Source organism: Bradyrhizobium guangdongense (assembly GCF_006483445.1).
In the GTDB taxonomy this organism is placed as follows: domain Bacteria; phylum Pseudomonadota; class Alphaproteobacteria; order Rhizobiales; family Xanthobacteraceae; genus Bradyrhizobium; species Bradyrhizobium guangdongense_A.
Genome location: NZ_PPPT01000064.1, coordinates 1 through 25048 on the forward strand (window position 1 = coordinate 1; position 25048 = coordinate 25048).

Here is a 25048-nt window from a genome sequence, read left to right on the forward strand (position 1 = left end):
CCATGTGTACCGCCGTTACCTTGTTTGCGGCCATACGCAGAGATCTATAGGCTCCGGCGCCTGACCTGGCTGTGACCTGGGCCACACACATCGCAACTTTGTCGTTCCGTCGGAATTGAGTCCACGGTTTGCTTGCGGGCTTGACGCAACGCAAAGTGATTTGCCGACACCATCATTAACCTTGCCTATGAGGGCAGGTGCGGCTCGCAAATGTTTCGCACAACCGCAATGCCCCTGACGTAATCCGGAGGAATAAGCCGGACATGAGTGGGAGGGAGAGTCTCATGGAGAACGTCCGTCGCTACCGGGCACTGGCGTCCCTCTGCCGTCAGCAGGCGGCTTACCGCCCGCTGCAGAGCTGGGACCTGCTTGGCCAAGCCGAGCATTTCGAGCATCTCGCCGAAACGGAACTCAAGGCGCATTTCGACGTGTGCAATGCGCAACGTGCCGACGACGAGACTGCTGCGGCGCAATGGGAAGCCGACGCGGCGGCGTGAGTGCTGTCCGCCTTCTACCCCTAATGCGACATCAGCGTCGGCACCGTCATGGATTGCAGCATCGCGCGGGTGACGCCACCGAGGAAACGTTCCTGCAGCCGCGAATGGCCGTAGCCACCCATCACCAGCAGATCGAGGGTTTCGTCGGCCGCCAGTGAGAGGATGGCCGGCTGGATGTCGGCGCGCATCGCCGCGACGCCGACGATCCGGGTCGAGAGGCCTTGCCGAGCGAGATGCTTTGCGAGCGCGTCGGCCGTGGCTTCGCCGGGTGCGGCGTCGGTTTCATTCACGGCGAGGATGACGATCTCATCGGCCCGCATCAACAACGGCATGGCGTCGCGCATGGCGCGCGCGGCGACGCGGCTGCCGTCCCAGCAGAGGCCAATCCGCTCCGTCTTCAACGCGCCGCGATGGATGTGCGGCAGGAACAGCACGGGGCCACCCGACTGGAACAGGATCTCGCTGGGCAGATCGTTGTCGAAGGAGCCCTGGTCGGGATCTGGCTGCAGCACGACGCTGAGGTCGTAGAGCCGCGCCATGGCGCCGACCGCGCTGGCGCCGTCCGCCGGGATCGCGCCGATCGGATGGCAGGAATAGGCGATGCCGGCGTTCTTCGCCTCTAGCTCGAACACCGATAGCGCCGTTCCGGCCCGCTCCATGGCGCGCTCGCGCTCCATCTCGAAGATGGCGGCAACCGCGGCGCCGCCTTCCATCACATAAGCCGTCGAGCTCGCGACATAGCCGACCGCGACGGCGTCGAGATGTGCATTGAGATTCGCTGCGAGCGAAATCGAGCCGTCGATGACAGGACGCATCGGCCGCTCGGTCGGGATATGGACGAGGATGTCTTTGATCATGGCGCTTCTCCGGGCGGACAGCAGGACATAAGCACAATGTTCCATCGATCGCCCGGGCCGTGTTGACCTGCGTCAAGCGCCAAGGCCACGCCTGCGTGTTTGATGCGCCGCACGCGTCTTCGATGGCCTAACCCGCCTGTCTCGAGCGCGATTCACGGCCAAGAGGGGCAGCGGAGAAGACAATGGAAAAGGATTCGTCGTCGCGGCAGCAGTCCATTGCGATCGGCTACATCTTTGCCGCCGGCATCCTGATGGTACTGCTGCAATGGGCGTTCGCCGCCTACAACACCGTCGAGAGCATTCCTTACAGCCAGTTCGAGCAACTCGTCGCGCAAGGCAAGGTGGCGGAGGTCTCCGTCGGGCAGGACGTCATCCAGGGCAAGCTTAAGGAGAACGAGAAGCTCTCCGGCGGCAAGACCGCCTTCGTCACCGCGCGTGTCGACCTGGCGCTGGCCGAGAAGCTGCACGACAAGGCCATCGTCGTCACGGGCGTGCCGTCCGGCGGATTGTTCCAGACGATTCTGTCCTGGATCGTGCCGGCGCTGATGTTCTATCTGGTCTGGGTCTTTCTCGGCCGCCGCTTCGCAGAGCGGCAGGGTTTCGGCGGCTTGATGTCGATCGGCAAGTCGCGCGCCAAGGTCTATGTCGAGACTGACACCAAGGTCACCTTTGCCGACGTCGCCGGCGTCGAGGAAGCGAAATTCGAGCTGCAGGAAGTCGTGTCGTTCCTGAAGGACCCCAAGAGCTACGGCCGCCTCGGCGCGCATGTGCCGAAGGGCATCTTGCTGGTCGGTCCGCCCGGCACCGGCAAGACACTACTCGCACGCGCCGTCGCCGGCGAGGCCGCCGTCCCCTTCTTCTCGATCTCCGGTTCCGAATTCGTCGAGATGTTCGTCGGCGTGGGCGCCGCGCGCGTGCGCGATCTGTTCGAGCAGGCACGGAAGGCCGCCCCCTGCATCATCTTCATCGACGAGCTGGATGCGCTCGGACGCAGCCGGATGCCGAACGCATTCGGCGGCTATGACGAGAAGGAGCAGACGCTGAACCAGCTTCTCGCCGAGCTCGACGGCTTTGATCCCTCGACCGGCGTAATCCTGCTCGCCGCCACCAACCGTCCCGAGGTGCTCGATCCCGCGCTGTTGCGCGCGGGCCGTTTCGACCGTCAGGTGCTGGTCGACCGTCCCGACAAGGGCGGCCGGGTCGCGATCCTCAAGGTTCACGTCAGGAAGATCCGGATGGCGAAGGATGTCGATCTCGACAAGGTCGCCGGTCTCACCGCGGGCTTCACCGGCGCCGATATCGCCAACCTCATCAACGAGGCGGCGATCGCCGCGACGAGGCGCAGGGCGGAGGAGGTCACGTTCGACGATTTCACCGCAGCGATCGAGCGGATCGTGGCAGGCATCGAGAAGAAGAGTCGCGTGCTGGGCCGCAACGAGCGCCGGCGCGTCGCCTATCACGAGATGGGCCACGCGCTGGTCGCGGCCAATTTGCCCGGCGTCGATCCCGTGCAGAAGGTGTCGATCATCCCGCGCGGCATTGGCGCGCTCGGTTACACGATGCAGCGCCCGACCGAGGACAGGTTTCTGCTGACGGTCGCGGAGTTGAAGAGCCGCATCGCGGTGCTGATGGGTGGCCGCGCGTCGGAACGACTGATCTTCGATGGCGACATTTCGACGGGGGCTGCCGACGATCTTCAGCGTGCAACCGAGATCGCCGTCGAGATGGTGACGAAATACGGCATGGACGCGACGATCGGCCAGCGTACCTACGCGGCAAAGCCGTCGGCGTTCCTTCAGACGGCACAGGACGCGGTCGTTAGTGCGGCCGACGACACCGGGCGCGAGATCGACCTCGCCATACGCAACCTCGTCGAGGCAGGCGACGCTGCTGCGCGAAAAATCCTGCAGGAGCATCGCGCGGAGCTGGAGGCCGGTGTCGAGCTGCTGATCGCGAATGAAAGCCTCACCGCCGAGCAGTTCGCGCCGCTGCGGCCCAAGAGCGCGACGAACGGACAGGTCGCCGCATGACCTCGGCGTAAGGTTGAGACCGCGGCCGCGGCTCGCGCGTTCTTTGCCAAGAATTAATCGCCAGGACGGGACGCCGTAATGTCGCGCGATCCATGTTGGGGGCAAGGCGACTGCTTACCCAACATGGACATTTCGACATGAACGATCACGTCAATCCCGGTTCTTCCAACACGCGCAGCGTTCTCCGGCCGCGCCGCGTCGCGCTTCTTGGCACGGTCGGCGCGCTCGGCATTGCGATACTTGCCGCGGCACCCGTCGGCTCCGTCTTCAATGCGGCCTCGCTCACGTCGCCGGCCGTGGCTGCCGAAGCAAGCCAGGCTCCGGCCGGCTTTGCCGATCTCGTCGCCAAGGTAAAACCCGCCGTGATCTCGGTCCGCGTCAAGATCGATGAGGATAACGACAAGAGCGCGATGCTGCAGCAGAACCGCATGGATCAGGACGAGGACTCGCCGTTCGACCAGTTCTCGAAGCAGTTCGGTTTCCGCGGTCCCAACGGCATGCAGCAGTTCAAGAACGGCATGCCGCAGCGCCATCGTCAGGTGACGGGTGAGGGCTCCGGCTTCTTCATCTCCCCCGATGGCTATGCGGTGACCAACAATCACGTGGTCGACCACGCCGAGTCCGTGCAGGTGACGATGGATGACGGCACCGTCTACACCGCCAAGGTGGTCGGCACCGATCCGAAGACCGATCTCGCGCTGATCAAGGTCGAGGGCAAGAAGGACTTTCCGTTCGTGAAGTTCGCGGATGGGCGCCCGCGGATCGGCGACTGGGTGGTTGCGGTCGGCAATCCCTTCGGTCTCGGCGGCACGGTGACCGCGGGCATCGTCTCGGCGAGCGGCCGCGATATCGGCGCCGGTCCCTATGACGACTACATCCAGATCGACGCGCCCATCAACAAGGGCAATTCCGGCGGTCCGGCGTTCGACATGAACGGCAACGTGATCGGCGTGAACACCGCGATCTTCTCGCCCTCCGGCGGCTCGGTCGGCATCGGCTTCGACATCCCGGCGCAAACCGCAAAGCTCGTCGTGGCGCAGTTGAAGGACAAAGGCTCGGTCACCCGCGGCTGGCTCGGCGTGCAGGTGCAGCCGGTCAACGCCGACATCGCCGACAGCCTCGGGCTGAAGGAAGCCAAGGGCGCGATCGTGGACAATCCGCAGGACGGCAGCCCGGCGGCGAAGGCCGGGATCGAGGCCGGCGACGTCATCACCGCCGTCAACGGCACCGCGATCAAGGATTCGCGCGAGCTCGCCCGCACCATCAGCACGATGGCGCCGGGAAGCTCGGTGAAGCTCGACGTCTGGCACAAGGGCGCCTCCAAGACCGTGACGCTCGCGCTCGGCGAGCTGCCGAACGAGCGTCAGGCCGGCAACGACAAGACAGGCGGCAAGGCCGAAGAAGGCCAGGTCCAGCCGGGCACGCCGCGCCTCGGCCTCGGTCTGGCGCCGGCCGGCGAAGTGCAGGGTGCCGGCCAGAAGGGCGTCGTGGTGACGCAGGTCGATCCGGAAGGACCGGCGGGCCAGCGCGGCATCCAGACCGGCGACGTCATCCTCAATGTCGGCGGCAAGGCCGTCGCCAGCGTCGGTGAGGTGCGTTCGGAACTGATGCAGGCCAAGTCGGCCGGCAAGAAGAGCGTGTTGCTGCAGGTCAGAAGCGCCGATGCGACCAAGTTCGTCGCCGTGCCGCTCGGCTGATCGGGTCTTCCAACCAGAGAGGCGGCCCACGGGCCGCCTCTTTTCAATTGTCCGGTGGATAGCTCGGCTAGACCCGATAACATTCGCGTTAACGTGAGGTGGCCGACTGGGTTCGGCCGAAAATCGTTGCCAGATTGGATTCGAGCGCGCGCATCCGGCTTGCGGAGTCGGATCCGCGCGCGTTTGATCGGTGCCGACGATGGATCGATTGACACATCGGAGTGGTCGCGCGCTGTTCGTGCTGCTCCTCGTGCTGTGCACGCAAGGCGCGCTCGCGCGCGACGACGGGCGCTACGCTGACTCTCCGCTCAAACCCTGGTTCGACGGCTTGCGAAGCCACCTTGGCCCGTGCTGCTCGGATGCCGACGGTGTTGCGGTCGCCGATCCCGACTGGGAATCGCGCCACGGGCACTACCGCGTCCGGCTCGACGGCGAGTGGATCGATGTGCCTGACGATGCCGTCATCACCGAGCCCAACCGCGCCGGACGCACCATGGTCTGGCCGGTCCGGACGGCATTCGGAATTGCGATCCGCTGCTTCATGCCGGGCAGCATGATCTGAGGCGAGGCGTCAGCGCGATCGCGTCTTCGCGCTTTTTTTCGTCGACGTTTTCTTCTTCGACGTTTTCTTGGCCTTTTTCGGGACCTTCTTGCCCTTCTTGCGCGCCTTCGACAGGCCGATCGCGATCGCCTGCTTGCGGCTCTTCACCTTGCCACCGCGGCCGCCGCGCCCGCTCTTGGCGGTGCCCTTCTTGTAGCGGCGCATCTCGTTCTCGACGTCATTGCCCGCGCTCGGCGAGTAGCGGCGCTTCTTTGCTTTGCGTGCCATCAGCAGTCTCCTGTCGCTGGAAACTGCCGCTGCCAGGCAAGGTTCCGACGTCGCGCGCGGCCTCAGAACGAATTGGCGAGCTCGATCTCCGCCTCAAGCGCCAGGATGCGCCGCGAGGCCTCCGTGAAACTCAGATCGCGCGCATATTGGCCGGGCTGATAGGCCTCTTCCGCAAGGCGCCGCAGCCGCAGAACCTGGGCGCGGGTCATCTGCCCGGCGAGCTGAGTCTTTTCGGTGAAGTAAGTCTTGGCGTCGTATTTACCTTCCATGCGCATTTGCGTTCTCCTTCGCTCAATCGTGACTTGACTATATGTTCTTATTTTGTTCTAACAAGCCATGGACAACAGAATTAATGAAATTCGTCGCAAGATCAGCGCGTTAAGGTCTGAGATAGTCGACCTTGAGGCGTCGGTCCGCGACCTCGTCGCGCGCGACCTCGATTGCAGCGAAAGCGCGCTCTCGCAGCTCGCCATGCGCGTCGAACTGAAGCAGCTGATCGGCGACTGGAAGGCCGCCGGCGGTGGCGACCTGCTGCCGGATGTCAGGGACCGGGTTGGCCTGCGTTCGGTCAAGAAGGACGGCGGGCTGAAGCGCGCGGTCGCGCGCCGCTGACGTTGTCGCTGATATTTTTGGGGGCTCGCCGTGGACGAAGACCCGGACGGGTACCGGATTCTCAAACTGCGGGCCGAAATCCTCGAACTTGGCTCGGCGATCCGCCAGTTGCAGCGCGCCGGTCTTGATGACGCCGCAGCCCAGCTCCTGATCGCGCGTAAGCGGGCGCTGCTCGATCATCTCGTGAAGGCGGACCGGGCGCACGACAGTCCGGTCCGGCCTTGATGGCCGTCTTTGTCTGACTGACATCCGGCGAGGCTGGATCGCGACGACGATTGCTTCAGGATTCGTGATCCTCGGCGAGGATGAACACCGCGCCGGTGAGCGTGGCGCCGATCGCAAATGTGGTCACCAGCGAGACCACGAAGACGAAGATCGCTGGACTTCCGCCATGTTGAAGGAGGGCTGCGACGAGCGGATTGGTCAGGACGAGAATGAGCCCAAAGGCCAGACCTAGTGCCGCTCCCATCATTCCGTGTGTCATCAGCTTGATGGCGCCCGCAGCCGAGATCAAGCCTGATGACTTTTTTGTGCGCATCGCGGCACCGCTGGAATGATGTCTGCAAACGCCTGATGTTGCGGTTTGTTCCAAAGCGGCGGGAACTTTCCGGCCAGTGAGCGGTCGGCGCCTTCATCCGGCGTTCATGCGCGCCCTGAAAGACTCGAGGTCGGAACAACGGGAAAGCTTGATCATGGGACAGATCGTCTATCTCTATCGCTCGCTCGCCTATCGGAACGCCGCGGCTGAGATGCTGCGCAAGGCACGCACCTTGCCGCGCGGGCCGGAGCGACGCGCGGCTCGCCGCTACGCGAGAGCGTTGCGTGAGATGGCGCAAACCGAGGCGTGGCTGGAAGGCCGCCTCACGGAAGCGCCGCCGGCGCTGCAGGAGGTGAGGGTACGCGCGCGGCGCTAACCCGAAGCGCGCTGCAGCGTGGTGGCGACGAGACCGCCGTCGAACTTCTCAGGCGTCAGCAGCGGGGTCTTCCGCGCCAGCGGGACTTCGAGACGGCAGAGCAGGCCTTCGCTGCGCCAGTCGAATGTGGCCTGGCCGCCGAGCTGGGATTCGATGCTCGCGAGCAGGCTCTTGGTGCCGAACCCGCGGACTTTGGGCGGCCTCACGCGCGGGCCGCCGGCTTCGTCCCACGCGAGCGCGAGCATCGTGTCGTTTGTCTCCCAGGAGATCGACAGCCGGCCCGATCGCGCGGACAACGCGCCGTATTTCGCTGAATTGGTGAAGAGCTCGTGCAGTGCCAGCGTCAGCGTCTGGGCCGTGACGGGCGGAAGCTGCACCTCCGGTCCGCTCAGCCGAATCTGTCCGCCGATCGCATAGGGCGCCAATTCCTCGTCGATCAGCTTGCGCAGTTCGGCCCCTTGCCAGCTCGACAGCGAGAGGATCGTATGCACGCGCGCCAGCGCGTTGATGCGCCCTTCGACGGCATCGACATAGGTCTTGACGTCATCGGCGCGGGTGAGGCGGACGATCGACTGCGCCAATGCCAGCGCATTCTTGGCGCGGTGATCGACCTCGCGCGCCAGCAGGTTTTGCCGCGCCTCGGCGCGCTTGCGCTCGGTAATGTCGATAGTAACGCCGCTCACGCGCACCACGCGGCCGTTTCCGTCGAGTGTCGCTGCCGCGGTGGCGACGCACCAGCGCACGTCGCCGTCAGGCCGGTTGATCCGGAATTCTGCCTCATAGGCGTCGGCGCCCTTGTTGAAGGCGGCGATTGCGAGGCGGAACTGGTCAACGTCATCAGGGTGCAGCAGCGCCTGGACGTTGGCTGACGTCACGCTGAATGTTTCCGGCGTGACGCCAAAAATGCGATACTGGCCCTCGTCCCACATCCAGTCGCCGTTGATCCAGTCCCAGTCCCAGGATCCCATCTTGCCGGCGGCGATCGCCATGCTGCGCCGCTGCTCGCTTTCGAGCAGCTTGGCGGTGGACTTCTCCAGCTCCGCGGTGCGGGCGCGCACGCGGTCCTCGAGCTCATGGTTCAGCCGTTCGAGCTCGCGGGTCTTGCGATAGAGCTCGGCGAACACCTTGATCTTGGCGCGCAGCACCTCCGGCACGACCGGAACCGGAACATAGTCGACCGCGCCCATCTCGTAGCCGCGCAGACGGTCGATGTCGCTGACCTGAATGGCCGAGATGAAGATCATCGCGATCTTCTGGAATCGCGGATGCTCGCGGATCATGGCCGCGAGTTCGAAACCGTCGAGCTCGGGCATGCAGACGTCGACGAGAATGACGGCGATCTCGGTCTTGAGCAGGATCTCGAGCGCTTCGCGCCCCGAGGACGCGATCACCAGGTTTTCGCCAAGTTCCTTCAAAATCACCTCGTAGGCGAGCAGCTTTGCCGGCTGATCGTCGACGAGGAGAATGTTGACCTTCTCGTGGTCCATGAGACCGGGAACCTCACTCAACGGTGCAGCCACATGCGGATGGCGAGCAGCAATTGATCGGTGTTGACGGGTTTGGCGAGATAGTCGGACGCACCAGCCTCCAGACATTTCTCGCGGTCGCCTTTCATCGCCTTCGCAGTCAGCGCGATGATCGGCAGGCGGATGAAGGCAGGGTTCTGCCTGATGACGCCGATGGTCTGATACCCATCCATCTGCGGCATCATGATGTCCATCAGCACGATCGCGATTTCCGGATTGGATTCGACGAGCGCCACCGCTTCGCTGCCGGTCGTTGCGGTCAGCACCTTCATGCCGCGGCGTTCCAGCACGCTCGACAGCGCAAAGATGTTGCGGGCGTCGTCGTCGACGAGCAGCGCGGTCTTGCCGATCAGGTCCTCGTCGGAACTGTTGAGCTTCTCCAGCATGCGCTGCTTTTCAACCGGCAGTTCCGTGATCACGCGATGCAGGAACAGCGCGGTCTCGTCGAGCAGGCGTTCCGGCGACTCCACGCCTTTCACCACGATGCTGCGTGCCATGGTGTGAAGCTCGGCATCTTCCTCCGCCGAAAGTTCCCGCCCCGTGAAGACCACGACCGGAATGTTCGACAGCAATTCGTCGTTGCGGATTTCGTCAAGCACCTCGAAACCGGTCATGTCGGGCAGGCGGAGATCGAGCACGACGCAATCGTAAGGTTCCTCGCGCAGCGTCGTGAGCGCGCCCGCGCCGGTGTCGGTTGCGACGATCTCGATATCGTCGTGATGCAGCAATTCGCGGATCGAGAGCTGCTCGGCCTCGTTGTCCTCGACGATGAGGAGCCGCTTGCGGCGGGGGCGGGCGTATTCCTTGATCTGCGACAGCGCGGCCGAGACGCCTTCGGTCGTGGTCGGCTTGTTGACGAAGGAGAAGGCGCCGCGGGCCAGCGCATGCTGGCGGTCCTCGTCGAGTGTGATGATCTGCACCGGGATGTGGCGCGTCAGCGGGTTGTGCTTCAACTGGCTCAGCACCGTCCAGCCCAGCATGTCCGGCAGGAACACGTCGAGCGACACCGCGCTCGGCTGATATTGCTTGGCAAGCTCCAGCGCCTCGGCGCCGCGCGCCGCCACCAGGACCTTGAAACCCTTGTCGCGGGCGAGGTCGATGAGGATGCGGGCGTAGTGCGGATCGTCCTCGACAATGAGGAGGATGGTGTCTCCTGCTTCCAGGTTGAGCCGGTCGTCGGGCAATTGTTCGATGACGCGTTCCGGTGCTGCCGCCTGCGTCTGGAGAGCGGGCGCCTGGCCGTGCTGCATCGGTGCCGGAGCGCGCGGAGCCAGCGTCGGTCCGGAATATTTCAGCGGCAGGTACAGCGTGAAGGCCGAGCCCTTGCCCGGCGAGCTGCGCAGATGAATTTCGCCGCCGAGCAGGCTCGCGAGCTCGCGGCTGATCGCAAGCCCGAGACCGGTGCCGCCATATTTGCGGCTGGTGCCGGCATCCGCCTGCTGGAACGCCTCGAAGATCAGTTTCTGCTTCTCCAGGGGAATACCGATACCGGTGTCCGAGACCTCGAACGCGATCACGGCCGGTGCGCTGTTGAGCACGGGGTGATCGGGGCTCCAGCCGCCGAGCACGGCCTCGACCTTCAGCTTCACGCCGCCCTCGGCGGTGAACTTGAAGGCGTTGGACAAGAGGTTCTTCAGGACCTGCTGCAGGCGCTTGGAGTCGGTGACGATGCTGCGGGCGAGGTTCGGATCGACCTCGATGTTGAAGGCGAGGTTGCGGTTCTCGGCCTCGTGCCGGAACGGCCGGCCGACCGTCTCCAGCAGGTTGGAAGTCAGGATCTCCTCGGCATCGACAGTCACGGTGCCGGACTCGATCTTGGAGAGATCAAGAATGTCGCTGATGAGGTTGAGGAGGTCGGTGCCGGCGCCGTGGATGGTGCGGGCGAATTCGACCTGCTTGGCGGTGAGGTTGCCGTCGGGATTGTCGGTGAGCTGCTGGCCCAGGATCAGGATCGAGTTCAGCGGCGTGCGCAGCTCGTGGCTCATATTGGCGAGGAATTCGGACTTGTACTTCGAGGTCAGCGCGAGCTCGGTCGCTTTCTCCTCGAGCGCGCGGCGGGCCTGCTCGATTTCCTGGTTCTTGCGTTCGACTTCAACGTTGCGCTCGGCGAGCTGCTGCGCCTTCTGCTCGAGCTGATCGTTGGTCTGCTGCAATTCGCGCTGTTGGGTCTGAAGCTCGGTGGCGAGCTGCTGCGATTGCTTGAGCAGGCCTTCGGTCTGCATCGTCGCCTCGATCGAGTTGAGCACGATGCCGATGGAGTCGGTGAGCTGCTCGAGGAAGGTCATCTGCGACGTCGTGAACGAGGTCAGCGATGCCAGCTCGATCACCGCCTTGACCTGGTTCTCGAACAGCACCGGCAGCACGACGAGATTCTTCGGCGCGACGCGGAACATCGCCGAGTTGATCGGCACGACGTCACTCGGGATCTCCGAGACCAGACGCGGCCGCTTGTCCAGCGCGCATTGCCCGATCAGCCCTTCGCCGAATTCGAGCATGCGCCGATAGGGATAGACGCCGTCGCCGGCATAGGATGCGAGCAACATGAGCTGCGGATTCTCTTCGTTCTCGACCTGGTAGATCACGCCGGTATGGGCGTTCACCAGCGGCGACAGCTCCGAGAGCAGCAGACGGCCGACCGTGGTGAGGTCGCGCTGGCCCTGCAGCATGTTGGTGAATTTTGCGAGGTTCGTCTTCAGCCAGTCCTGTTCGGTGTTGACGTCCGTCGTGAGACGGAGGTTCGTAATCATCGTGTTGATGTTGTCTTTCAATTCGGCCATTTCGCCGCGCGCGTCGACCTGGATCGAGCGCGTCAGGTCGCCCTTGGTCACGGCGGTCGCGACCTCGGCAATGGCGCGCACCTGCGAGGTCAGGTTGGCGGCGAGCAGGTTGACGTTGCCGGTGAGGTCCTTCCAGGTGCCGGCGGCGCTCGGCACGTTGGCCTGGCCGCCGAGGCGGCCTTCGACGCCGACTTCGCGCGCCACGCTGGTGACCTGATCGGCGAAGGTCGCGAGCGTCTCGGTCATGTTGTTGATGGTGTCGGCGAGCGCCGCGACTTCACCCTTCGACTTCACGGTTAGCTGCTGCTTCAAGTCACCGTCGGCGACCGCCGTCACCACCTTGACGATGCCGCGCACCTGCTCGGTCAGGTTGGCCGCCATGAAGTTGACGGTATCGGTGAGGTCCTTCCAGGTGCCGGCCACACCAGGCACCTGGGCCTGTCCGCCGAGCTTGCCCTCGGTGCCGACTTCGCGCGCCACGCGCGTCACTTCGCCGGCGAAGGCGTTGAGCTGGTCCACCATGGTGTTGATGGTGTTCTTGAGCTCGAGGATTTCGCCCTTCACGTCGACGGTGATCTTGCGGGACAAATCGCCGCGCGCGACGGCCGTGGTGACTTCGGCGATGTTGCGGACCTGCGTGGTGAGGTTCGCGGCGAGCAGGTTAACGTTGTCGGTGAGGTCCTTCCAGGTGCCGCCGACGCCGGGCACGACTGCCTGGCCGCCGAGCCGTCCCTCGGTGCCGACCTCGCGCGCCACGCGCGTCACTTCGGCGGCGAACGATCGAAGCTGCTCCACCATCGTGTTCAGGGTGTCCTTGAGCAGCAATATCTCGCCGCGCACGTCCACCGTGATCTTCTTGGAGAGATCGCCGCCGGCAATCGCGGTCGCGACCTCGGCGATGTTGCGGACCTGCGCCGTCAGGTTCGAGGCCATGAAGTTGACGTTGTCGGTGAGGTCCTTCCAGGTGCCGGCGACGCCGGGCACCTCGGCCTGGCCGCCGAGCTTGCCTTCGGTGCCGACCTCGCGCGCCACGCGCGTCACCTCACCGGCAAAGCCGTTGAGCTGGTCCACCATGGTGTTGATGGTGTTCTTGAGCTCGAGGATTTCGCCCTTCACGTCGACGGTGATCTTGCGCGACAAGTCGCCGCGCGCAACGGCCGTCGTCACCTCGGCGATGTTGCGAACCTGGGCGGTGAGGTTGCCCGCCATCGAGTTCACGCTGTCGGTCAGGTCTTTCCAGGTGCCGGCGACGCCGGGCACGTTGGCCTGGCCGCCGAGACGGCCTTCGGTGCCGACCTCGCGCGCCACGCGCGTCACCTCGCCCGCGAAGCGGTTGAGCTGGTCGACCATCGTATTGAGCGTGTCCTTGAGCTGAAGGATCTCGCCGCGCACGTCCACCGTGATCTTGCGTGAGAGGTCGCCGCCGGCGATCGCGGTCGCGACCTCGGCGATGTTGCGCACCTGGGCGGTCAAATTACCCGCCATCGAGTTCACGGAGTCGGTCAGATCCTTCCAGGTGCCGGCGACGCCGGGCACGTCGGCCTGGCCGCCGAGCTTGCCGTCGGTGCCGACCTCGCGCGCCACGCGCGTCACTTCGCCGGCGAACGCGTTGAGCTGGTCGACCATGGTGTTGAGCGTTTCCTTCAGCTGAAGGATTTCGCCCGAGACGTTCACGGTGATCTTCTTCGACAAATCGCCCTTGGCGACCGCGGTTGCGACCTCGGCGATGTTGCGGACCTGGCCGGTGAGGTTCGAGGCCATCGAGTTGACGCTGTCGGTGAGGTCTTTCCAGGTGCCGCCGACGCCGCGCACGACGGCCTGGCCGCCGAGCTTGCCCTCGGTGCCGACCTCGCGCGCCACGCGCGTGACTTCGCCGGCGAAGGCGTTGAGCTGGTCCACCATGGTGTTGATGGTGTCCTTCAGCTCCAGAATCTCGCCGCGCACGTCCACGGTGATCTTCTTCGAGAGGTCGCCGCCGGCGACCGCCGTCGTCACCTCGGCGATGTTGCGGACCTGCGCCGTCAGGTTCGAGGCCATCGAGTTGACGCTTTCCGTGAGGTCTTTCCAGGTGCCGGCGACGCCGAGCACGTTGGCCTGGCCACCGAGCCGCCCGTCGGTTCCGACCTCGCGCGCCACGCGCGTCACTTCGCCGGCAAACGCGTTGAGCTGGTCGACCATGGTGTTGAGCGTTTCCTTCAACTGAAGGATTTCGCCCGACACGTTCACCGTGATCTTCTTCGACAGGTCGCCGCCGGCAATGGCGGTCGCGACGTCGGCGATGTTGCGGACCTGAGCCGTCAGGTTCGAGGCCATGAAGTTGACGTTGTCGGTGAGGTCCTTCCAGGTGCCGGCGACGCCCGGCACCTGCGCCTGGCCGCCGAGCTTGCCTTCGGTGCCGACCTCGCGCGCCACGCGGGTCACTTCCGAAGCAAAGGAGTTGAGCTGGTCCACCATGGTGTTGATGGTGTCCTTCAGCTCCAGAATTTCGCCGCGCACGTCGACGGTGATCTTGCGGGACAAGTCGCCGCGCGCCACCGCCGTGGTCACGTTGGCGATGTTGCGCACCTGTGCGGTGAGGTTGCCGCACATCGCGTTCACGGAGTCGGTGAGGTCTTTCCACGTGCCGGCGACGCCGGGCACGATGGCTTGTCCGCCGAGCTTGCCGTCGGTGCCGACCTCGCGCGCCACGCGCGTCACTTCGGAGGCGAAGGAGCGGAGCTGGTCCACCATCGTGTTGATGGCTTCCTTGAGCTGCAAGATCTCGCCGCGGACGTCGACGGTGATTTTCTTCGACAAGTCGCCGTTCGCGACCGCGATCGTCACCTCGGCGATGTTGCGAACCTGGTTGGTCAGGTTGTTCGCCATCGAGTTGACGCTCTCGGTCAGGTCCTTCCAGACGCCGGTCACCTCGGGCACCTGGGCCTGGCCGCCGAGCTTGCCTTCGGTGCCGACCTCGCGCGCCACGCGCGTCACCTCGGAGGTGAACACGCTGAGCTGCTTGATCATGGTGTTGACGATGGTCGCCGACTGCAAGAATTCGCCGCGCAGCGGACGGCCGTCGACGTCGAGCTTGACGGTCTGCAGCAGGTCGCCCTGCGCCACGGCGGCGACCGCGCGCGTCACCTCACGCGTCGGCCACAGGAGATCGTCGATCAGCGTGTTGACGGAGCCTTCCATGTCGGCCCAGGAGCCGGAGGCGACGCCGAACCTGACGCGCTGCTTGGTGCGGCCCTCGCGTCCCACGACCTCGCCGACCAGCTCGAGCTGCTGCGCCATGCGCTGGTTGGCGGCGATGATCTCGTTCAGCGTGTCGGCGATCTTGCCGTCGATGCCGAGATATTCGCCGCTCATGCGCACGGAGAAATCGCCGCTGCGCATCGCCTGCAATGCGAGGAGCAGCTCCTGCCGGGAATCGGGCTCTTCGGTGCCGTTGACTTTTCGTTTGGGGGCGCGACGACCGGACTGCGAAGCCGTTCCGGGTTCAATGTCGCTCATCTCATACCCCCAGCATATGCCGCTGAATCAGCAAGCAGTTTTGGAATAGAGCGTCGCAGAAACTCCAGATCAAGCGATACCTTCGATCCATCGCGAAATGGAACCTGCCGCACTCAGCCCGGCCGAAATAACGAGTTCGTGTGCACAGGGTTCCAAACATCGCGAAGGAATCTTTGAGTGCAAAAAAGCAGTTCCTTCGCGGAACCGGATCCTCGCGGTTGCGTTGTTCATCTTCGCTTGCGTCTGGCGATGTCGCTGCGACGTTACGATCCCGTAAGGACGGTTGCGGATCGGAATTTTCGATCCCATCTTTTGGCTATGAAACAATCAGACATCTTCAGGGACAACGCCGACAACTGCCTGCAGCTCGCCGAGCGAGCCGACGGCCAGCCGGCCTTCAACCGCTTCCAGCGAATGGCAGACGCCTGGACTGCTCTTGCGAAAGAACAGGACTGGCTCGACGGCGAGATTCCGCCACTCGGCGCGCGCAAGCTGCACACACGGCCGGCCGCCTGAGTTGGTCTCGGTTTTGTGAGTCCTGGTGTGAGACCGCTCACGGAACCGGCGCGACCAATGTGTAACTATCGGTGACAGCAGAACGCCGGTTCACGTCTTTTGAATCCAGAAGGAGGACTGCAATGGCTCCGCGTCTGGCTCTTTTAACGCTCATCATGGCTTTTGGCGTGTCCGTCGCGTTTGCGACGGTGACGACTGTCCGTCAGGTTCATCTGGCGTCGTCGCCTGCGCCAAACACGACGCATCTGTCCTCGCACATCTAGCGCCCGACCTCGTCGGTGACTCCGGAACATTTGCCCGTCCGGGGCGTAGGCGCCTTCAGACAAGAGCTGAAAGCGAGAGGACAGGTCATGGCACATTCCGACCACGGCATCGTCAGGGACAAGCGCGCGGAAGATCAGCCGCGCGACAAGCAGCGCGCGCAAACCGCACACAAGGCGGAGAAGAAGGGCTCGCCGTCGCGCGAAGCGACGCGCGATCCGGAGCTCAACGACAACAGCAAGACGCCGGGCTCGGGCATGACGCCGGATGATTCCGGTTCAGCGCCGACAGGCTGAAGCATGATCCGGAAAATTGCGAAGCGATTTTCCGACAAGATCATGCTCAAACAAGGAGCTGAAGCGCGATGATGGTTCAACCAAATCTCATCGCGCTTTAGCCTGCAGGAACGAATCCCGGCGCGACGCGTCAACCCGGTGCATCCGGCTTCATTCCCCCGGTGGGCCGGAGGCAATCTCCAAGGACGGTCTCGGCACCCCCGTGCCGGGGCCGTTTGCCGTTGATGCCGGTGCGGAGCTTGCGGGGTCTCAATCCTCGGAATTGCCGTTCACGTCCGGCTGCGTATGTCCGTCGGGTCCGCGACGGAACACACCATAGTCGCTTGATTTGGTGCCGGTCGCCGCATCGTGGCCGATGGCTGCGAGCCCAAGCTTCAACAGCTCGCGCACGGCCGCCGCCCGTGTCGGCATGCGGTGCTTGAATCTGAAGTCGTCAATCAGGGCCAACTCGTCAGGCGACAACATCACCTGGAGGCGCTCGGCGCGGAGATCGTTCATGGTGGCCACGCGAAATTAGCTGGTTGAGCAACTTACTCAACAAACGACCTTGGCGAGGGTTCCGCAAGAGTCCAAAAATTCGCCTTATTAGCCAAATTATCAAGCAAAATCAATAATTTAATCCTTGTACCGAGGACGCTTAAGGCGCATTCTTCATTACTCAAGTGGGGAGGGATGGAGAGAGTTCATGACGGAAGTAGTCCGACTGCCCCGCAAGCTTTCCGAGGAGCCGCACGCGCCGAAGCCGCAGCGGCCGAGCCATCAACGGGTCATTGAGCAACTGGATCGCTGGGCCAACAGCCCGGGTCTGCAACCGCCGAGGACATCAAATGACTCGTAGACGCTCAGAACCTCACACATTCGAACAGCGCCTCGGCGCACAGAAGATCCGGCTCGAAAGCGAGCTCGCTTGCCTCCCGAATGGCAAGCAGCGCGACGCCGTCGTCGCGCGCATTGAGCAGCTTCAGACTGCGGCTGACATGCATGCGTTTCTGTCGCCCGGCAACGCCCCTGCGCAACCGCGCTGACTCGACGCGTATCGTTCTCGGAACGATCACATTCTTCTCCTGTTGGTCCCAGACCATTGCAAGCGAGGGAGATTTGAGATGATGGACGAGAGCGAAACCGGCACACTGATCGGCAGCGACAAGGTCGAGGGAACTTCGGTCTACGGCACCGACCGGAACAAGATCGGCTCGATCGAACGCGTGATGATCGACAAGAAGAGCGGCCGGGTGTCCTACGCGGTGCTCGGCTTTGGCGGGTTCCTCGGACTCGGCAACGATCACTATCCGCTGCCCTGGCAGTCCCTGAAATACGACACCAACCTTGGTGGCTACGTCACCGGGATCACCGAGAAGGAATTGGAAGGAGCGCCCCGTTACGCCCAGCAGGCGGAGTGGAATTGGGGAGATGACGCCAAGATTCGTTCGGTGAACGCGTATTACGGCGTGCCGTTCGCCTGAGGCGCGACATCTGAGGAGTTTTCGATGAGCAAGGAGAAGCCGACCGACGATCCCCGCAACGAGAACGACTGGGGATCGCATGCGCAAACGGAAAAGCCGTGGAAGGGCAATCCCGAGAAGGAGCAGCGGTCCGACGACCCCAAGCTCGATCTCGAAAAGTGGCACAAGACCAGGACGCATTGAACGGACTGGTTTCGATGCGAATGGCCGGGCAAGCGCCCGGCCATTTTGCCTCGTAGCCCGGATGGAGCGAAAGCGTGACCCGGGAATCGCGCCGCGGATCGAACTGCCCCGGATTACGCTGCGCTCCATCCGGGCTACGAGGGTTTACGTTGCCCGACGGGCAAATCACGCCATGGATCGGTCAATCGCGCAGCCACCAAATATTCCGATTGACCGAAATCGCATCTTCGGATTATACGCAAATCACCCCGGCCCGCCAAAAGGGACGTTTCGCGATCGTCACGAACCGTAGGCCGGGATGCGGTGGACGCGGTAGCGCCGGCGCGTGACGCAGATGGCAGGGCGGGCAACCGTGAGCCATCGCGATCCGCGGGATCGACACGGCGCGGTCACAGCGTTTATCGCCGGCTTCGGAAGCGAGCACGCGCAAGCTTTCGAATGTCCGGCGAGGGACGCCCGCGGACGGCAAAAGCGTGTGGTCCTGGCGCCCGGAGTCTGGCGTCAAGGCTTGCAGTTATGGAGCGGCCCGACCGGGCGCGCGCATCAGCCATCTGCAAGACGACGGGGGCAATAGTGCACCGCTCCCCGGGGAGAGCGCGCCATAAGCAGTTAAAACCATCCGCGCAGGGAAGGCCGGGCATCTCGGCCAACACCTGTGATCACCCCGCGTGCGTTCTTTCGCGTGCGGATCGTGGGTGCCAGCCGGCGCCCGGCCTTCCCAGCGCCCTCTGTTTCAAGGGAGGGTGGAACGAGAAGCAAAGCTCGGGCGAAATGCGCCGCGAGATCGCGAAATCGCGTCTGCTGCGATGAATTGTATTCCTCCGCGAATTACACTCTCACGCCGTCACCCTGAGGTGCCGGAGCGAAGCGGAGGCCTCGAAGGGCGACGGCCCGGCTGCATCGGAGCCGTTCATCCTTCGAGGCTCCCCATGCGAAGCGTTGCATCGCATGGCTCGCACCTCAGGATGACGGGTAGTCAGTCTGGAAAAGGAACTATCTTGAAATAATAGGATATCTACCTTTCGTGGGGAGTCGAGCCGCCTACAATTTGACAGTTCTTTTTTAGAACTTTATGTTCTGCGCCAACCACCAGCCGCCCGCGATTCCGGCGGCCCTCACAGGAGGCGACCTTGCCCAAGCGACATGCGACAGCCGCCATCATCGGTGCCGGCGATTTCATCGGCTCCGAGATTGCCAAAAAATTCGCCGGCGAAGGTTTTACCGTGTTCGCCGGCCGCCGTAACGGCGACAAGCTGGCGCCGCTCGTCAAGGAGATCGAAGCCGCCGGCGGCGAAATCCACGCGCGCTCGCTCGATGCGCGCAAGGAGGAGGAGATCATCTCCTTCCTCAACGACGCCGACAAGCACGCGCCGCTCGACGTCTGCATCTTCAATGTCGGCGCCAACGTCAACTTTCCGATCCTCGACACCACCGAGCGCGTGTTTCGCAAGGTGTGGGAGATGGCCTGCTATTCCGGCTTCCTCGCCGGACGTGAAGCGGCACGGCTGATGCTGCCGCGTGGCCGCGGCAACATCTTCTTCACGGGCGCCACTGCATCCTTGCGCGGCCGCAGCGGCTTTGCCGCCTTTGCCAGCGCCAAGTTCGGCTTGCGTGCCGTTGCGCAGGCGATGGCGCGTGAATTGGGTCCAAAGAACATCCATGTCGCGCATCTCATCATCGATTCCGGTGTCGATACCGAATGGGTGCGGCAGCGCCGGCTGGAAGCACTCGGGCCCAATGCGCTCGACAATCCCGATCTGTTGATGCCGCCCTCGGCGGTAGCGGATGCCTATTGGCAGCTCTATCAGCAGCCGAAGAGCGCCTGGACGTTCGAAATGGAGATCCGCCCGTTCGGAGAGAAATGGTGACCGCTGCGCGGAACTGTGGCTAACTCGATCCCAATACAATCCGTATCCGGGAGGGAAATTACGTGAAGACCGCGATCACCGAACTGTTCGGCATCGAGCATCCGATCATCCAGGGTGGCATGCATTTCGTCGGCTTCGCCGAGCTTGCGGCCGCCGTCTCCAACGCCGGCGGGCTCGGCATCATCACCGGGCTGACGCAGCGCACCCCGGAATTGCTCGCCAAGGAGATCGCGCGCTGTCGCGACATGACCGACAAGCCCTTTGGCGTGAACCTCACCTTCCTGCCGACTTTTGCCACGCCGCCTTACCCGGAATATATCGCCGCGATCGTCGAGGGCGGCATCAAGGCCGTGGAAACCGCGGGCCGCAGCCCCGAACAATATATGCCGGCGCTGAAGGCGGCCGGCATCAAGGTGATCCACAAATGCACCTCGGTACGTCACTCGCTGAAAGCCGAGCGGATCGGCTGCGATGCCGTCAGCGTCGATGGCTTTGAATGCGGCGGTCATCCCGGCGAGGACGACGTTCCCAACATGATCCTGCTGCCGCGCGCGGCGGAAGAATTGAAGATTCCCTTCGTCGCCTCCGGCGGCATGGCCGACGGCCGCAGCCTGGTCGCAGCGCTCTCACTGGGCGCGGCCGGCATGAACATGGGCACGCGCTTCATCGCCACCAAGGAAGCGCCGGTGCATCAGAACGTGAAGAATGCGTTGGTTGCCGCAAGCGAGCTCGACACCCGCCTGATCATGCGGAGCTTGCGCAACACCGAGCGCGTGCTGAAGAACGCCAATGTCGATCGCTTGCTGGAGATCGAGCGCGCGAAGGGCGACAAGTTGAAGATCGACGACATCCACGACCAGGTCGCGGGCGTCTATCCAAAGATCATGCTCGAGGGTGCGATGGATGCCGGCGCCTGGAGCTGCGGCATGGTCGCGGGTCTCATCCACGACATTCCCACCTGCAAGGAGCTGATCGATCGCATCATGCAACAGGCCGACGATATCATCCGCAACCGCCTGATGGGCTTCCTTGATGGCAAGCCGGCCGCACGCAAGGTCGCCTGATTCTGCATTCGACGTATGACGCTTTAACTGGGGATCGCGTGACATGCGGTCCCCGTTTTGCATTGTGCGCAACCGCGATCAACAACGCGTGTCTTGCCTGACCCCGACGCCTGCTGTTTCCTTAATCGCGAGGGCTTCGAGTCATCTTCCCATGCCAAGCGAACTTCCGACCATCAGGCGACGAGATCTGCTTGCATTGATCGGCACGGTCGCCGGCAGTGCTGCGATGTATCACGCGATGACCAGCCTCGGTTTCGCGTCGGAGTCGCCCTATCAGGGGCCGATCCGGCTCGAAGGCGATCCGAAGGGGGCAAGCGTCCTCGTGCTCGGCGCCGGCCTTGCGGGCATGACCGCGGCGCTGGAACTGCGCAAGGCGGGCTACAAGGTCCAGATCCTCGAATTCAATGGTCGCGCCGGCGGCCGCAATTGGACCCTGCGCGGCGGCGACAGTTTTACCGAGCTCGGCGGCTTCAAGCAGACCTGCGACTTCGCGGACGGGCTCTATATCAATCCCGGCCCCTGGCGCATTCCGCATCATCACCGCGCGCTGCTGGACTATTGCAAGCGGCTGAACGTTGCGCTCGAGCCGTTCAACCAGCTCAATCACGCCGCCTATCTGCATTCGGTCCGCGCCTTCGCCGGCAAGCCGCAGCGCATCCGCGCGGTGAAGGCCGACTTCCAGGGACAGATCGCCGAGCTGCTCGCCAAGGTGACTCAACAAGGCAAGCTCGACGAGACCGTCTCCAGGGAAGACCAGGAGATTCTGTTGCAGGCGCTGCGCTCCTGGGGCGCACTCGACAACGGCTATGGCTACAAGGCCAATCTGATCTCGGCAGAGTTTCGCGGCTACGCAAGGGATCCCGGCGGCGGCTTGACCGCGATGCCGGAGGCGAGCGAGCCGGTCGGCCTGTCGGAGATCCTGAAGTCGCGGCTCTGGCGTTATCTGCGCGGCTTCGCGCATTACAATTTCCAGACCACGATGTTCCAGCCGGTCGGCGGCATGGACATGATCGGCAAGGCGTTTGCAAAAGAGGTCGGCGATCTCATCCGCTTCAATGCAAAGGTCACCGAGATCAAGCAGGACGACCGCGGCGTGACCGTCAGCTATGTCGATGCAGGCAAGCCCGGCGCCGTGCAGCAGGTGCAGGCCGACTGGTGCGTCTGCACGATTCCGCTGTCGATCCTGAGCCAGTTGCCGGTCGATGTCAGCGCCGCCATGAAGTCGGCGATTGATGCCGTGCCCTATGCCGCCTCCGTCAAGATCGGCCTGCAGTTCAAGCGCCGGTTCTGGGAGGAGGACGAGCAGATCTATGGCGGCATCAGCTACACCGATTTGCCGATCCGCCAGATCGCCTATCCCAACTATGGTTATAACCGCGCCGGGCGCGGCGTGCTGCTCGGGGCCTATCTGTTCGAGGGACCGAACGCCTATGAGTTCACGGCGATGTCGCCCGCCGAGCGTGTCGCGCGCGCGGTCGAGTTCGGCGCCGCCATCCATCCGCAATACAAGGCCGAGTTCGAGACCGGCGTGTCTGTCGCCTGGCACCGAGTTCCGTTCGTGCTCGGCTGCAGCGGCGACTGGACCGACGCGACGCGCGATGCGCACTACAAGAATCTCTGCCAGATCGACGGCCGCATCGTGCTTGCCGGCGAACACGCCTCTGCCTTGCCCGCATGGCAGGAGGGTGCCATCCTGTCGGCGCTCGATGCGATCACGCGGCTGCACGATCGCGTTGTGAGGATGTGATGGTGGAAGGCGCGTTGCTCTCCCGGCTTGCAATTGCGGTGCTCGCGCTGCTGTCGCCGACGGCGCTCGCGCATGACGGCCCGCAAACGCACATCTTCTCCTCCGGCTTCAATTTCGCCGAGACCACGGGCGAAGAGCTGTTCGCCAATATTTGTCAGGGCTGCCACATGCCCGACGGCAGCGGCGCTTCAGGGGCGGGCACCTATCCCTCGCTCGTCGCCGACAGGAATCTGGAGGCGCGCGGATACCCGGTCTATCTCGTCATCAACGGGCGCAAGGCCATGCCGCCGTTCGGCGAGATGATGACGGATGCGCAGATCGCCGCGGTCGTGAACTATCTGCGCACGCACTTTGACAACAACTATCAGGACATAGTGACGGCGGGCGAAGTCAGGGATGCACGCCGCTAGAAACAATAACAGGGGGCGACGAATGAACTTCAGAACCATGGCCGCGATCGGCGGGCTGCTCGGAGCGATGCAGATGGGAATCGCGCAGGCCGAAGTGATCCGGCATCCGATTCCGAACTCGACCTTTCCGATCGCGCAATCGGTGCAGGTCACCGGCAATGTGACGACCTATTACGTTAGCGGCCAGGTGCCGCCGGTCGCCAACAAGGATGCCGATCCGCAGAGCCTGCAGGCCTATGGCGACACCAAGACACAGACCGTCGGCGTGCTCAATCGCATCAAGACCATTTTGGACGGCCTTGGTCTGACCATGGGCGACGTCGTGAAGATGCAGGTCTTCCTGGTGCACAACACGGCGATGCCGATGGACTTCAAGGCCTTCATGGAAGGCTACACCCAGTTCTTCGGCGGCAGCCAGCCCAATCTGCCGGCCCGCTCCGTGGTCGGCGTCGCTTCGCTCGCCAATCCCGGTTTCCTGGTCGAGATCGAGGTGATCGCAGTGAAGGACGCCAAATAAGCGGCGAAGGGAATACAGCATGAAGATTGCACGCAACGCCACCGCCGCCGTCGCTGCACTGATCCTCAGCAGCAGCCTCGCCACCGCCGCCGGGCTCAAGCCGCAACAGCAACTCTCCTACGACATCTACAAGGAGCTCGTTGAGACAGACACGACGACCGCAACTGGCGATACCGCCAAGGCTGCCGAGGCATTGGCGGCGCGGCTGAAGGCAGCGGGCATTCCGGCGGCAGACGTGCAGGTGTTCTCACCGGCGCCGCGCAAGGGCAATCTCGTTGCGCGCCTGCGCGGCAGCGGCGCCCGCAAGCCGATCCTCCTGGTCGCGCATCTCGACGTGGTGCCGGCCCTGCGCGAGGACTGGAGCGTCGATCCGTTCAAGCTGACCGAGCAGTACGGCTACTATTACGGCCGCGGCACTGCCGACGACAAGCATATGGCGACCGCCTTCATCGCGGCACTCATCCGCTACAAGCAGGAAGGCTACAAGCCTGATCGCGACATCATCGTGGCGCTCGAGACGGACGAGGAAATCTTCGACCGCGATGGTCTAGGCATCAATTGGCTGATCAAGAACCACAGGGATCTCATCGATGCCGAGTTTGCGCTCAATGAAGGTGGCGGCGTCGGCCTGAAAGGCAACAAGCCGATCCGCAACAGCGTGCAGACCAGCGAAAAAGTGCCGGTCAGCTTCCAGTTGGAGGTCACCGATACCGGCGGCCACAGCTCGGTGCCGCGCGGGAACAATCCGATCTACAGGCTCGCCGAAGGTCTCGTGCGGCTCTCAAAATTCAATTTCCCGATCAGGCTCAACGACACCACGCGCGGCTATTTCGAGAAATCGGCGCAGTTCGAGAATGAGCAGACGGCGGCCGACATGCGCAGCGTGATGTCTGACAAGCCCGATCTCTCGGCGATGTCGTTCGTGCGGCTCGCCGCCAACCCGGTCTTCAACGCGCAGCTCCGCACCACCTGCGTCGCAACCCAGTTGCAGGCTGGTCATGCCATCAACGCGCTGCCGCAGTCGGCGATCGCCAAGGTCAATTGCCGCATGATGCCGGGCGAGCCGGTCGAGGAGGTCGAGACGACACTGAGGCGCGTGCTGGCCGATGGCCAGATCAGGGTGACGCAGATCGATACGCCAGTGCTGAGCGCGCCGTCGGAGCTGCACGAAGAGATCATGGGCGCGATCGAAAAGCTATCGGGCGAATTTTTCCCCGGCGCCGTCGTGATGCCGGTCATGAGCTCCGGTGCAACCGACGGTTCCTATCTGCGCAATGCGGGGATCCCGACCTATGGCCATTCCGGCATGGCGATCGACATCGGCGAAGGCCGCATTCACGGCAGGGACGAGCGGGTTCCGGTCGCCTCCTTCTACAACGGGCAGGAATACCTCTACCGGCTGGTCAAGGTGCTCGCCGGTGGATCCTGAAAGGCCTTGATTCCCTGCTTGTTTTCGGCGGCCGGTAACCCTGATGACAATCGGCCGCTG

Annotated in this window: 25 protein-coding genes; 17 read left to right on the plus strand and 8 right to left on the minus strand. The window is 63.7% G+C overall.

What is annotated here, in order from left to right; all coding sequences use genetic code 11:
- Positions 1 to 284: 284 nt before the first annotated feature.
- Positions 285 to 497 carry a hypothetical protein gene (locus C2U70_RS09350; RefSeq protein WP_140977712.1) on the plus strand — a complete coding sequence of 71 codons (213 nt, stop codon included), beginning with the start codon at positions 285 to 287 and terminating at the stop codon, positions 495 to 497.
- Positions 498 to 517: 20 nt separating this feature from the next.
- On the opposite strand, the gene C2U70_RS09355 is transcribed toward C2U70_RS09350, so the two are convergent.
- The gene (locus C2U70_RS09355; RefSeq protein WP_140977713.1) at positions 518 to 1354 is read right to left on the minus strand and encodes a universal stress protein; all 837 of its coding nucleotides are present in this window, start codon (positions 1352 to 1354) and stop codon (positions 518 to 520) included.
- Positions 1355 to 1536: 182 nt separating this feature from the next.
- Here C2U70_RS09355 and ftsH point away from each other — a divergent pair, with 182 nt between their 5' ends.
- The 3 genes from ftsH (at position 1537) to C2U70_RS09370 (ending at position 5643) form a co-directional block, all read left to right on the plus strand.
- Complete coding sequence (ftsH, locus tag C2U70_RS09360) at positions 1537 to 3384, plus strand: ATP-dependent zinc metalloprotease FtsH (protein ID WP_140977714.1); 1848 nt, start codon at positions 1537 to 1539, stop codon at positions 3382 to 3384.
- Between the two features lie 137 nt (positions 3385 to 3521).
- Complete coding sequence (locus C2U70_RS09365; RefSeq protein ID WP_186294154.1) at positions 3522 to 5081, plus strand: Do family serine endopeptidase; 1560 nt, start codon at positions 3522 to 3524, stop codon at positions 5079 to 5081.
- A 199-nt stretch (positions 5082 to 5280) separates the two neighbouring features.
- Positions 5281 to 5643 carry a hypothetical protein gene (locus C2U70_RS09370; protein WP_186294155.1) on the plus strand — a complete coding sequence of 121 codons (363 nt, stop codon included), beginning with the start codon at positions 5281 to 5283 and terminating at the stop codon, positions 5641 to 5643.
- A 9-nt stretch (positions 5644 to 5652) separates the two neighbouring features.
- On the opposite strand, the gene C2U70_RS09375 is transcribed toward C2U70_RS09370, so the two are convergent.
- On the minus strand, positions 5653 to 5910 hold the full coding sequence (locus C2U70_RS09375; RefSeq protein WP_140977716.1) for a DUF6496 domain-containing protein: 258 nt from the start codon (positions 5908 to 5910) through the stop codon (positions 5653 to 5655).
- A 62-nt stretch (positions 5911 to 5972) separates the two neighbouring features.
- Positions 5973 to 6185: a DUF3072 domain-containing protein gene (locus C2U70_RS09380; RefSeq protein WP_140977717.1), complete on the minus strand. Its 213-nt coding sequence runs from the start codon at positions 6183 to 6185 to the stop codon at positions 5973 to 5975.
- 61 nt (positions 6186 to 6246) lie between these two features.
- Here C2U70_RS09380 and C2U70_RS09385 point away from each other — a divergent pair, with 61 nt between their 5' ends.
- Positions 6247 to 6522, plus strand: a complete 276-nt coding sequence (locus C2U70_RS09385; RefSeq protein ID WP_349629565.1) for a hypothetical protein — start codon at positions 6247 to 6249, stop codon at positions 6520 to 6522.
- A 30-nt stretch (positions 6523 to 6552) separates the two neighbouring features.
- The gene (locus tag C2U70_RS09390) at positions 6553 to 6747 is read left to right on the plus strand and encodes a hypothetical protein (protein ID WP_140977718.1); all 195 of its coding nucleotides are present in this window, start codon (positions 6553 to 6555) and stop codon (positions 6745 to 6747) included.
- Between the two features lie 55 nt (positions 6748 to 6802).
- Here the strand turns inward: C2U70_RS09390 and C2U70_RS09395 are convergent, their stop codons facing one another.
- Positions 6803 to 7060: a hypothetical protein gene (locus tag C2U70_RS09395; protein ID WP_140977719.1), complete on the minus strand. Its 258-nt coding sequence runs from the start codon at positions 7058 to 7060 to the stop codon at positions 6803 to 6805.
- 154 nt (positions 7061 to 7214) lie between these two features.
- On the opposite strand from C2U70_RS09395, the gene C2U70_RS09400 reads away from it, so the two are divergent.
- Positions 7215 to 7436 (plus strand): hypothetical protein, encoded by a 222-nt coding sequence (locus C2U70_RS09400; RefSeq protein WP_140977720.1) that lies wholly within the window; start codon positions 7215 to 7217, stop codon positions 7434 to 7436.
- Here C2U70_RS09400 and C2U70_RS09405 read toward each other — a convergent pair.
- Together C2U70_RS09405 and C2U70_RS09410 are read right to left on the minus strand one after the other, a co-directional pair.
- Entirely contained in the window at positions 7433 to 8923 is a 1491-nt protein-coding gene (locus C2U70_RS09405; RefSeq protein WP_140977746.1) for an HWE histidine kinase domain-containing protein, read from the minus strand. The genes C2U70_RS09400 and C2U70_RS09405 overlap by 4 nt on opposite strands.
- Before the next feature lie 17 nt (positions 8924 to 8940).
- Positions 8941 to 15234: a HAMP domain-containing protein gene (locus tag C2U70_RS09410; RefSeq protein ID WP_140977721.1), complete on the minus strand. Its 6294-nt coding sequence runs from the start codon at positions 15232 to 15234 to the stop codon at positions 8941 to 8943.
- Between the two features lie 318 nt (positions 15235 to 15552).
- On the opposite strand from C2U70_RS09410, the gene C2U70_RS09415 reads away from it, so the two are divergent.
- Both C2U70_RS09415 and C2U70_RS09420 read left to right on the plus strand, forming a co-directional pair.
- Positions 15553 to 15750 (plus strand): hypothetical protein, encoded by a 198-nt coding sequence (locus tag C2U70_RS09415; RefSeq protein ID WP_140977747.1) that lies wholly within the window; start codon positions 15553 to 15555, stop codon positions 15748 to 15750.
- Positions 15751 to 16100: 350 nt separating this feature from the next.
- Positions 16101 to 16307, plus strand: a complete 207-nt coding sequence (locus tag C2U70_RS09420) for a hypothetical protein (protein ID WP_140977722.1) — start codon at positions 16101 to 16103, stop codon at positions 16305 to 16307.
- A 249-nt stretch (positions 16308 to 16556) separates the two neighbouring features.
- Here the strand turns inward: C2U70_RS09420 and C2U70_RS09425 are convergent, their stop codons facing one another.
- Together C2U70_RS09425 and C2U70_RS32920 are read right to left on the minus strand one after the other, a co-directional pair.
- Positions 16557 to 16805: a hypothetical protein gene (locus C2U70_RS09425; RefSeq protein ID WP_140977723.1), complete on the minus strand. Its 249-nt coding sequence runs from the start codon at positions 16803 to 16805 to the stop codon at positions 16557 to 16559.
- 344 nt (positions 16806 to 17149) lie between these two features.
- The gene (locus C2U70_RS32920; RefSeq protein ID WP_186294156.1) at positions 17150 to 17290 is read right to left on the minus strand and encodes a hypothetical protein; all 141 of its coding nucleotides are present in this window, start codon (positions 17288 to 17290) and stop codon (positions 17150 to 17152) included.
- A gap of 120 nt (positions 17291 to 17410) precedes the next feature.
- On the opposite strand from C2U70_RS32920, the gene C2U70_RS09435 reads away from it, so the two are divergent.
- The 8 genes from C2U70_RS09435 (at position 17411) to C2U70_RS09465 (ending at position 24988) form a co-directional block, all read left to right on the plus strand.
- The gene (locus tag C2U70_RS09435; RefSeq protein WP_140977725.1) at positions 17411 to 17770 is read left to right on the plus strand and encodes a PRC-barrel domain-containing protein; all 360 of its coding nucleotides are present in this window, start codon (positions 17411 to 17413) and stop codon (positions 17768 to 17770) included.
- 24 nt (positions 17771 to 17794) lie between these two features.
- Positions 17795 to 17953: a hypothetical protein gene (locus tag C2U70_RS32925; RefSeq protein ID WP_186294157.1), complete on the plus strand. Its 159-nt coding sequence runs from the start codon at positions 17795 to 17797 to the stop codon at positions 17951 to 17953.
- 1130 nt (positions 17954 to 19083) lie between these two features.
- Positions 19084 to 19821, plus strand: a complete 738-nt coding sequence (locus C2U70_RS09440; protein WP_140977726.1) for an SDR family oxidoreductase — start codon at positions 19084 to 19086, stop codon at positions 19819 to 19821.
- 62 nt (positions 19822 to 19883) lie between these two features.
- On the plus strand, positions 19884 to 20885 hold the full coding sequence (locus tag C2U70_RS09445) for an NAD(P)H-dependent flavin oxidoreductase (RefSeq protein WP_140977727.1): 1002 nt from the start codon (positions 19884 to 19886) through the stop codon (positions 20883 to 20885).
- A gap of 151 nt (positions 20886 to 21036) precedes the next feature.
- Complete coding sequence (locus C2U70_RS09450) at positions 21037 to 22632, plus strand: NAD(P)/FAD-dependent oxidoreductase (protein ID WP_140977728.1); 1596 nt, start codon at positions 21037 to 21039, stop codon at positions 22630 to 22632.
- Positions 22633 to 22634: 2 nt separating this feature from the next.
- Positions 22635 to 23042 carry a c-type cytochrome gene (locus C2U70_RS09455; RefSeq protein ID WP_246666714.1) on the plus strand — a complete coding sequence of 136 codons (408 nt, stop codon included), beginning with the start codon at positions 22635 to 22637 and terminating at the stop codon, positions 23040 to 23042.
- Between the two features lie 22 nt (positions 23043 to 23064).
- Positions 23065 to 23559 carry a RidA family protein gene (locus C2U70_RS09460; RefSeq protein WP_140977730.1) on the plus strand — a complete coding sequence of 165 codons (495 nt, stop codon included), beginning with the start codon at positions 23065 to 23067 and terminating at the stop codon, positions 23557 to 23559.
- Positions 23560 to 23578: 19 nt separating this feature from the next.
- Complete coding sequence (locus C2U70_RS09465; protein WP_140977731.1) at positions 23579 to 24988, plus strand: M20/M25/M40 family metallo-hydrolase; 1410 nt, start codon at positions 23579 to 23581, stop codon at positions 24986 to 24988.
- Positions 24989 to 25048 lie beyond the last annotated feature (60 nt).

What these genes read in the sequence shown, in the direction of transcription:
- C2U70_RS09350 (WP_140977712.1), top strand. Translation starts at nt 285, where the DNA reads ATGGAGAACGTCCGTCGCTACCGGGCACTGGCGTCCCTCTGCCGTCAG.
- C2U70_RS09355 (WP_140977713.1), bottom strand. Translation starts at nt 1,354, where the DNA reads ATGATCAAAGACATCCTCGTCCATATCCCGACCGAGCGGCCGATGCGT.
- ftsH (WP_140977714.1), top strand. Translation starts at nt 1,537, where the DNA reads ATGGAAAAGGATTCGTCGTCGCGGCAGCAGTCCATTGCGATCGGCTAC.
- C2U70_RS09365 (WP_186294154.1), top strand. Translation starts at nt 3,522, where the DNA reads ATGAACGATCACGTCAATCCCGGTTCTTCCAACACGCGCAGCGTTCTC.
- C2U70_RS09370 (WP_186294155.1), top strand. Translation starts at nt 5,281, where the DNA reads ATGGATCGATTGACACATCGGAGTGGTCGCGCGCTGTTCGTGCTGCTC.
- C2U70_RS09375 (WP_140977716.1), bottom strand. Translation starts at nt 5,910, where the DNA reads ATGGCACGCAAAGCAAAGAAGCGCCGCTACTCGCCGAGCGCGGGCAAT.
- C2U70_RS09380 (WP_140977717.1), bottom strand. Translation starts at nt 6,185, where the DNA reads ATGCGCATGGAAGGTAAATACGACGCCAAGACTTACTTCACCGAAAAG.
- C2U70_RS09385 (WP_349629565.1), top strand. Translation starts at nt 6,247, where the DNA reads ATGGACAACAGAATTAATGAAATTCGTCGCAAGATCAGCGCGTTAAGG.
- C2U70_RS09395 (WP_140977719.1), bottom strand. Translation starts at nt 7,060, where the DNA reads ATGCGCACAAAAAAGTCATCAGGCTTGATCTCGGCTGCGGGCGCCATC.
- C2U70_RS09400 (WP_140977720.1), top strand. Translation starts at nt 7,215, where the DNA reads ATGGGACAGATCGTCTATCTCTATCGCTCGCTCGCCTATCGGAACGCC.
- C2U70_RS09405 (WP_140977746.1), bottom strand. Translation starts at nt 8,923, where the DNA reads ATGGACCACGAGAAGGTCAACATTCTCCTCGTCGACGATCAGCCGGCA.
- C2U70_RS09410 (WP_140977721.1), bottom strand. Translation starts at nt 15,234, where the DNA reads ATGAGCGACATTGAACCCGGAACGGCTTCGCAGTCCGGTCGTCGCGCC.
- C2U70_RS09415 (WP_140977747.1), top strand. Translation starts at nt 15,553, where the DNA reads ATGAAACAATCAGACATCTTCAGGGACAACGCCGACAACTGCCTGCAG.
- C2U70_RS09420 (WP_140977722.1), top strand. Translation starts at nt 16,101, where the DNA reads ATGGCACATTCCGACCACGGCATCGTCAGGGACAAGCGCGCGGAAGAT.
- C2U70_RS09425 (WP_140977723.1), bottom strand. Translation starts at nt 16,805, where the DNA reads ATGAACGATCTCCGCGCCGAGCGCCTCCAGGTGATGTTGTCGCCTGAC.
- C2U70_RS32920 (WP_186294156.1), bottom strand. Translation starts at nt 17,290, where the DNA reads ATGCATGTCAGCCGCAGTCTGAAGCTGCTCAATGCGCGCGACGACGGC.
- C2U70_RS09435 (WP_140977725.1), top strand. Translation starts at nt 17,411, where the DNA reads ATGATGGACGAGAGCGAAACCGGCACACTGATCGGCAGCGACAAGGTC.
- C2U70_RS32925 (WP_186294157.1), top strand. Translation starts at nt 17,795, where the DNA reads ATGAGCAAGGAGAAGCCGACCGACGATCCCCGCAACGAGAACGACTGG.
- C2U70_RS09450 (WP_140977728.1), top strand. Translation starts at nt 21,037, where the DNA reads ATGCCAAGCGAACTTCCGACCATCAGGCGACGAGATCTGCTTGCATTG.
- C2U70_RS09460 (WP_140977730.1), top strand. Translation starts at nt 23,065, where the DNA reads ATGAACTTCAGAACCATGGCCGCGATCGGCGGGCTGCTCGGAGCGATG.
- C2U70_RS09465 (WP_140977731.1), top strand. Translation starts at nt 23,579, where the DNA reads ATGAAGATTGCACGCAACGCCACCGCCGCCGTCGCTGCACTGATCCTC.